Origin of the sequence: Rickettsia australis str. Phillips, from assembly GCF_000273745.1 — a bacterium.
Lineage (GTDB): Bacteria > Pseudomonadota > Alphaproteobacteria > Rickettsiales > Rickettsiaceae > Rickettsia > Rickettsia australis.
Genome location: NZ_AKVZ01000010.1, coordinates 25283 through 32536 on the forward strand (window position 1 = coordinate 25283; position 7254 = coordinate 32536).

Consider the following 7254-nt stretch of genomic DNA (forward strand, 5'->3'; position numbering starts at 1 on the left):
TTTTTAACTAAATCTCAAATATTAATTAGATAATTGATTTAAAAGAGAAAAAGCATATAATCTTTATGTAGGAAACTATATATTGAGTAATAAATTATGATGTGGTTATTAATTGCAATTGGTTTAACCGTTTCGGTTCTTATTATAGGGGTAGTGTCAATGGTTATTGGAGGAAAGTGTGATAAGAAATTTAGTTCAAAGTTAATGACTTTAAGGGTTTTTTTTCAGGCAGTTGCTATATTTTTATTGATTATAATATATTTTTATAAAGTTAATTTATAAATGCCTGAAAATAACTCAAAAGCTACTTAATCGATTTCTCTAATGTCTTCGCGTAATTCTTCCCATTTGTCTAAAATTTCTTCTAATGTAACTTCTTTGACTTGTTTCTCTTCATCTGCAAAGTCCTTTAAATCTCTAATCAGTTTCTCTAGCTTTAATAATGAAATTTTTTTTTCATTATACTGATCGCTACAATGTTCTTCGAGTTGTTCGGCAATTTCTTCAATATCACCCCAATGCATTGCTATTCCTCCTTAATTTTATGCAATCTTTATTTATTAACATGTTATCTGATATTTGCTATTATTTGTTACTAAATAATTATTAATTCGACAAATTATTGCAAATAGGTGAGTTTATTATACAACTATTGCCGGAATTAGGCAGGTTTGCTTTCTTTACATTTTGGTGGTTTTATGGTATATTAAACTAAAATATTAAGATTTAATTATGTCAATATTACCGATAGTAACAGCACCTGATTATAGATTAAAGCAGAAATCTCAACCGGTTTTAGAGTTTACAGATCAAACACGAAAATTTATGGATGATATGCTTAAAACTATGTACCATGAAGACGGTGCAGGACTCGCAGCAGTACAAGTAGGGGTATTGAAACGTATTTTAGTAATTGATATAAAAGATCATGATTCGGTAGAAAGACCAAAAGATTTTTATCCGCTTTTTATAGTGAATCCTGAAATAATAGAAAAATCAGAAGGGCTAATTACAGCTCATGAAGGTTGTATCTCAGTACCGGAGCAACGTATTGAGGTGACAAGACCGGAATCTATAAAGATTAGGTATTTAGACTATCATGGTAAATCGCAAGAGCTTAAAGCAAATGATTGGCTCGCAAGAGTGATCCAGCATGAGTATGATCATTTAGAAGGTAAGCTCATGATTGATTATTTAAGTAATTTAAAACGAGATGTGGTACTTCGTAAGCTCAAGAAACTTAAAAATAATATCGTGTGAAAGTAATTTTTATGGGAACGCCTGCATTTGCAGTTCCCGCTCTTCAAAAACTTATAATGCATCATGAAGTTAAAGTTGTTTTGACCCAGCAACCTAAAGCTAAGGGCAGAGGACTTAACTTAGCTAAATCCCCTATACATCAGTTAGCATTTGAGCATCAAATTCCTGTTTATACTCCCTCTACACTTCGTAATGATGACATAGTAAATCTAATTAATAAGATTAATGCAGATATTATAGTTGTTATTGCATATGGTTTTATTGTGCCGAAAGCTATATTAGAGGCTAAAAAATACGGCTGTCTTAATATCCATCCATCCGATTTGCCTCGTCATAGAGGAGCAGCACCGCTGCAGCGTACTATTATAGAGGGTGACCGGAAAAGTAGTGTATGTATTATGCGTATGGATACAGGGCTTGATACAGGTGATATATTGATGAAAGAAGATTTTGATTTAGAAAGAAGAACAACATTGGAGGAATTGCACAATAAATGTGCTAATTTAGGAGCTGCATTACTAATAAGAACACTTGCAAATATTGATAATATAGTACCGATAAAACAGTCAAGTGAGGGCGTTACGTATGCTCATAAATTAACTAAAGAAGAAGGAAAAATTAATTGGCATGAATCCGCATATAAAATAGATTGTAAAATAAGGGGCATGAATCCCTGGCCCGGAGCATATTTTAGTTATAATGATAAAGTAATTAAAATCCTTGAAGCAGAATATTTAAATACGAATCATCACTTTACTGCCGGCACCGTTATTAGCGATAAGCTGGAAATAGCTTGTGGAAGTGGTATATTGCAAGTGCAAAAACTTCAGCAAGAGAGTAAAAAAGCTTTGAATGTAGAAGAATTTTTACGTGGTACAAATATTTTAAAAGCTACAATATTAAAATAAGAGTATTAATTATGAGTAAAGATAAAAAAGAAGTTAGGTTTAATAATAATTTAGACGTTAAGGAGTTTATCTTAAAGCTTGAAAAGAATAGTGATGTTTATTCTGTAAAAAGGCAAGTAATTAATATAGTAGATGATGAAGTAGAGAATCAAATTAAGCTATTTACGGAAACTTAATGTTCTTGTTAAAAAAACTCCGCACGGTAAAACATCTCAATATGAAATTAGCGGCTTTATTAACAAAGCATGTAAACATATAAGCGATCCAAAGCAAATAAAAGAAATTTCAAAATGATACGCTCATGCCGAATTTGCTGATTTACAGAAAAATATTTTAGGTAAATTTGATAATAATGGTAATTATAAGTATAACTAAAGATTTTAAAATTGATGAAAATCTAGTCTTTAGAAAAGGTGGTAAATTATTGTTTGTTAAACCTCAAAGCGGTTTGATAAACAGAGAAGGAGAAATGAAAGCAGTAAATCATGTTTTACAAAAAAGCAGATTCTTTTTTGAAGATTTAGGCGGTAAGGTAGAGACAAAATTAAGGATCGCAAATCTCAACAAGAAGCCAACCAATCTTACTTTAAAAAGAGGTTTAAATAACTTTAAGCCCTCTCATAAGAAATAAAATTAAAATTATTTGAAATTAGTGTTTGACAAGCTTTAAAAAAATATATATAAGATCATCACACAAAGTTTGAAACGTAAAACCTTGTAGCTGTTTAAAAAGTTGATAAAGCTAAAAACTAAATACACCGCGATAATAAAAATTTATATCGTGAGTAGATACTGAAAATAATTGTGAAATTAATTCTGTATGCATCGTGTAATCTCAAGTTAAAAGCATTAAGTAAATATAATAAGAGCATTTGGTGGATGCCTTGGCACTAGAAGGCGATGAAGGACGTAATACGCTGCGATAAGCTTCGGGGAGTTGCGAATAAACTTTGATCCGAAGATTTCCGAATAGGGAAACCTACCTAATTTATTAGGTATTGTATAGTGAATATATAGCTATATGAGGCAAACCCAGCGAACTGAAATATCTAAGTAGCTGGAGGAAAGGACATCAACCGAGACTCCGTTAGTAGTGACGAGCGAACGCGGATTAGGCCAGTGGCTTCAAAAAAATAACTAAAACGACATGGAAAGGTTGACCATAGAGGGTGATAGTCCCGTATAGGTAAAAAGTTTGAAGTCCTTGAGTAAGGCGGGACACGTGAAATCCTGTTTGAACATAGGGGGACCACCCTCTAAGCCTAAGTACTCTCTAGTGACCGATAGTGAACAAGTACCGTGAGGGAAAGGTGAAAAGTACCCCGACAAGGGGAGTGAAATAGTATCTGAAACCAAATGCTTACAAGCAGTCGGAGCAAGTGTATTTATATGTCTTGTGACGGCGTACCTTTTGTATAATGGGTCAGCGACTTAGTTTATCTAGCAAGCTTAAGCCGTTAGGTGTAGGCGTAGCGAAAGCGAGTCTGAATAGGGCGTTTAGTTAGATGAATTAGACCCGAAACCGGGTGATCTAGCCATGGCCAGGTTGAAAGCGGAGTAAAATCCGCTGAAGGACCGAACCCACTACTGTTGAAAAAGTAGGGGATGAGCTGTGGTTAGGGGTGAAAGGCCAATCAAACTCGGATATAGCTGGTTCTCCGCGAAATCTATTTAGGTAGAGCGTTATAGCGATTACCGTCGAAGGTAGAGCACTGAATGAGCTAGGGGGTCCCACAGACTTACCAAACTCAATCAAACTCCGAATGTCGGCGAGTACAGCATAGCAGACAGACTATGGGTGCTAAGGTCCATAGTCGAGAGGGAAAAAGCCCAGATCGCCATCTAAGGTCCCTAAATCATGACTAAGTGTTAAAGGATGTGAGAAGACCAAAACAACTAGGATGTTGGCTTAGAAGCAGCCATCATTTAAAGAAAGCGTAATAGCTCACTAGTCTAAATAAGTTTTCTTGCGCCAACAATGTAACGGGGCTCAAGTCATGTACCGAAGATGCGGATTTGCACTAAGTGCGAGTGGTAGCGGAGCGTTCCGTAAGCCTGTGAAGGTGAACCGTAAGGTTTGCTGGAGGTATCGGAAGTGAGAATGCTGACATAAGTAGCGATAAAGAATGTGAGAAACATTCTCGCCGAAAGTCCAAGGGTTCTTGCGTAAAGTTAATCTGCGCAAGGTTAGTCGGCCCCTAAGATGAGGCTGAAAGGCGTAGTTGATGGGAATCAGGTTAATATTCCTGAACCTGAAGGATGTGACGAAAATAGTAAATTGTACAGTCTTATTGGATTGATTGTGCAGTGGATATTTTCCAGGAAATAACTCCTTCATTATAGACCGTACCCGAAACCGACACAGGTGGACAGGTAGAGTATACCAAGGCGCTTGAGAGAACGATGCTGAAGGAACTAGGCAAATTGCATCTGTAACTTCGGAAGAAAGATGACCTGTGTATGGGCAACCATGTGCAGGTGGCACAAGCTAGGGGGTAGCGACTGTTTATTAAAAACACAGGGCTCTGCAAAGTCAATAGACGATGTATAGGGTCTGACGCCTGCCCAGTGCTGGAAGATTAAAAGGAGGGGTGCAAGCTCTGAATTGAAGTCCCAGTGAACGGCGGCCGTAACTATGACGGTCCTAAGGTAGCGAAATTCCTTGTCGGGTAAGTTCCGACCCGCACGAATGGCGTAACGATTTCCCCACTGTCTCCAGTATCGACTCAGCGAAATTGAATTCTCCGTGAAGATGCGGAGTTCCCGCGGTCAGACGGAAAGACCCCGTGAACCTTTACTATAGCTTTGCACTGGTGTTAGGAATGAGATGTGCAGGATAGGTGGGAGACTACGAAGCGAAGGCGTCAGCCTTTGTGGAGTCACCCTTGAGATACCACCCTTTTGGTTCTTGACATCTAACCGAGGTCCTTGAATCAGGATCCGAGACAATGCATGGTGGGTAGTTTGACTGGGGCGGTCGCCTCCCAAAGAGTAACGGAGGCGCACGATGGTTAGCTCAGGTTGGTCGGAAATCAACTTTTAGAGTGCAATGGCATAAGCTAGCCTGACTGCGAGTCTGACAAGACGAGCAGAGACGAAAGTCGGTCATAGTGATCCGGTGGTCCCGAGTGGAAGGGCCATCGCTCAACGAATAAAAGGTACTCCGGGGATAACAGGCTGATGATTTCCAAGCGTCCATAGCGACGAAATCGTTTGGCACCTCGATGTCGGCTCATCACATCCTGGGGCTGGAGAAGGTCCCAAGGGTTCGGCTGTTCGCCGATTAAAGTGGTACGTGAGCTGGGTTTAGAACGTCGTGAGACAGTTCGGTCCCTATCTGCCGTGGGTGTAGGAAGTTTGAGAGGATCTGCCTTTAGTACGAGAGGACCGAGGTGGACGTACCCCTGGTGGACCAGTTGTCGTGCCAACGGCACAGCTGGGTAGCTAAGTACGGAAGGGATAACCGCTGAATGCATCTAAGCAGGAAACCCACCTCAAAACTAGACTTCCCCATTAGAGCCGTAGAAGACTACTACGTTGATAGGTCGGGTGTGGAAGCACAGTAATGTGTGTAGCTAACCGATACTAATAGCTCGATTGATTTACTTTGCTGTGGGATTACATATGCATATGGTGTTAATTCTATAAACATGTAAGTGTCAACTCACAAAGTTATCAGGTTAAATTAGCTTTATCAATGAATAAAGATGTTGTTGCACAGCTAATAATGTCATCTCGTGGCTTGACCACAGTATCTAGCAGTATCTAGAAAAATTTATAATATTTGGATTCCTGCTTCCGTAGGAGTGACAAGTTTAGTTATGCAATAACATTAACAGCGAACTATAATACAAATCTATTTTTTTAAAAGTTTGTATTGCTAGCTTGGTGGTTATAGCATGAGTGAAACACACGACCCCATCCCGAACTCGAACGTGAAACCTCATAGCGCTAATGGTACTATGTCATAAGGCATGGGAGAGTAAGTCGCTGCCAAGCTTGCAATGCAAGTTTTTAATTATCTTTCTTTCTCTTTATAAGATGTTTTATATTCATAATGCTTATCCTCTTCTATATTAGTAATGCTTATGCATTAAAGAATAAACATCAATTTATTTCCGTAGAATTGCTAAAATCTAATATAGAAATTAAAAAGTTATTTAAAGAAAAAAATATTGATCAATTTATTTTAGAGTGACCAAATGGCACAGTAATTAATGAAGGTAGAATTTTAACTCACGCAGGTTATATTTTACAAGATACGCAAACAAGCTTAGGTGATCAACATCGTTTATTAAATAAGAAACAAGATATTAAAAATCTTTTATATTTTAATGGAAAATTAGCAGTAATTTCATCTTCTGGTTCTGAAAATTGGTATCATTGGTTGCTACAAATTTTGCCTAGATTAATTATATTAAAAGAATCGGATCTTGAATATGACCGTATCTATATTAATAATTTAAAATATTCATGGCCAATTAAGTGATTAGAAATAGTATTAAATTATTTAAATATACTGGAAGATAAGCTTTTTGTAGTAAATAGCGATTGTATAATTCAAGTTACTAGACTAATTGTTCCATCTGTGCCGTTTATTCCGGTAAAAGGTACGCCTTTGCCTTTATGGTTAAAAAAAGATTTAAGAAATATTTTTATTAAAGATACTAGTAAAGCATACGATAAAATATCTATTTCTCGTAAGTACGCTTCTACCCGAAAAATAGTTAATGAAGAGTAATTAATAGAAAAAATTGAGAGGCTCGGTTTTAAGGTAATATATCTAGAGCTATCCTCTCCGTATGCACAGGCCCAGCTTTTTAATAAAGCAAAAATAATAGTTGGATCGCACACACGGATCAGGATTTGCTAACCTTATTTTTGCGGCCAAAATGCGAAGTAGTAGAGATTGATCACGGTACAACTCCCTCTAGAAGTTTTTATAAAAGAATGGCAAATTATATGTCATGTGATTATTCCTTTTTATGTAGATCAGACAACAGAAGAGCATTTAGAAGACGATATAAAGATCAATATTGATGAATTTATTAAATTTCTTAAGCCTATCTGTAAATTACTTTTAATG

At 37.0% G+C, this 7254-nt stretch carries 7 protein-coding genes, 2 rRNA genes and 1 pseudogene; 9 read left to right on the forward strand and 1 reads right to left on the reverse strand.

Annotated elements, in window-relative coordinates:
* The first annotated feature begins 96 nt into the window (after positions 1–96).
* Positions 97–282, forward strand: coding sequence for a twin transmembrane helix small protein (locus tag A452_RS0101040; RefSeq protein WP_014413082.1), 186 nt, complete (start codon positions 97–99; stop codon positions 280–282).
* Between the two features lie 26 nt (positions 283–308).
* On the opposite strand, the gene iscX is transcribed toward A452_RS0101040, so the two are convergent.
* The gene (iscX, locus tag A452_RS0101045; protein WP_014413081.1) at positions 309–524 is read right to left on the reverse strand and encodes a Fe-S cluster assembly protein IscX; all 216 of its coding nucleotides are present in this window, start codon (positions 522–524) and stop codon (positions 309–311) included.
* Between the two features lie 208 nt (positions 525–732).
* Between iscX and def the strand changes: the two genes are divergently transcribed.
* The 8 genes and pseudogenes from def to A452_RS11700 all read left to right on the forward strand — a co-directional run bounded on the left by def (position 733) and on the right by A452_RS11700 (position 6909).
* The gene (gene def, locus A452_RS0101050) at positions 733–1260 is read left to right on the forward strand and encodes a peptide deformylase (protein ID WP_014413080.1); all 528 of its coding nucleotides are present in this window, start codon (positions 733–735) and stop codon (positions 1258–1260) included.
* Entirely contained in the window at positions 1257–2168 is a 912-nt protein-coding gene (gene fmt / locus A452_RS0101055) for a methionyl-tRNA formyltransferase (RefSeq protein ID WP_017208472.1), read from the forward strand. Before def ends, fmt begins: the two co-directional genes overlap by 4 nt.
* An 11-nt stretch (positions 2169–2179) precedes the next feature.
* The gene (locus A452_RS11025) at positions 2180–2344 is read left to right on the forward strand and encodes a hypothetical protein (protein ID WP_014413077.1); all 165 of its coding nucleotides are present in this window, start codon (positions 2180–2182) and stop codon (positions 2342–2344) included.
* Positions 2316–2799 (forward strand): annotated as a pseudogene (locus tag A452_RS09305) (hypothetical protein). Before A452_RS11025 ends, A452_RS09305 begins: the two are co-directional and overlap by 29 nt.
* Positions 2800–3019: 220 nt before the next feature.
* Positions 3020–5778, forward strand: a 23S ribosomal RNA gene (locus A452_RS0101070).
* A gap of 274 nt (positions 5779–6052) precedes the next feature.
* Positions 6053–6167 (forward strand): 5S ribosomal RNA (rrf, locus tag A452_RS0101075).
* Positions 6168–6225: 58 nt separating this feature from the next.
* Positions 6226–6366 carry a hypothetical protein gene (locus A452_RS0101080; RefSeq protein WP_014413075.1) on the forward strand — a complete coding sequence of 47 codons (141 nt, stop codon included), beginning with the start codon at positions 6226–6228 and terminating at the stop codon, positions 6364–6366.
* Positions 6367–6756: 390 nt separating this feature from the next.
* A complete protein-coding gene (locus A452_RS11700; RefSeq protein WP_231289972.1) occupies positions 6757–6909 on the forward strand; it encodes a hypothetical protein in 153 nt (50 codons plus the stop codon).
* Positions 6910–7254 lie beyond the last annotated feature (345 nt).

Bases quoted from the DNA above. Each gene is read 5' to 3' on its own strand.
- def (WP_014413080.1), top strand. From the start codon at position 733: ATGTCAATATTACCGATAGTAACAGCACCTGATTATAGATTAAAGCAG.
- A452_RS0101040 (WP_014413082.1), top strand. From the start codon at position 97: ATGATGTGGTTATTAATTGCAATTGGTTTAACCGTTTCGGTTCTTATT.
- A452_RS0101080 (WP_014413075.1), top strand. From the start codon at position 6,226: ATGCTTATCCTCTTCTATATTAGTAATGCTTATGCATTAAAGAATAAA.
- A452_RS11025 (WP_014413077.1), top strand. From the start codon at position 2,180: ATGAGTAAAGATAAAAAAGAAGTTAGGTTTAATAATAATTTAGACGTT.
- iscX (WP_014413081.1), bottom strand. From the start codon at position 524: ATGCATTGGGGTGATATTGAAGAAATTGCCGAACAACTCGAAGAACAT.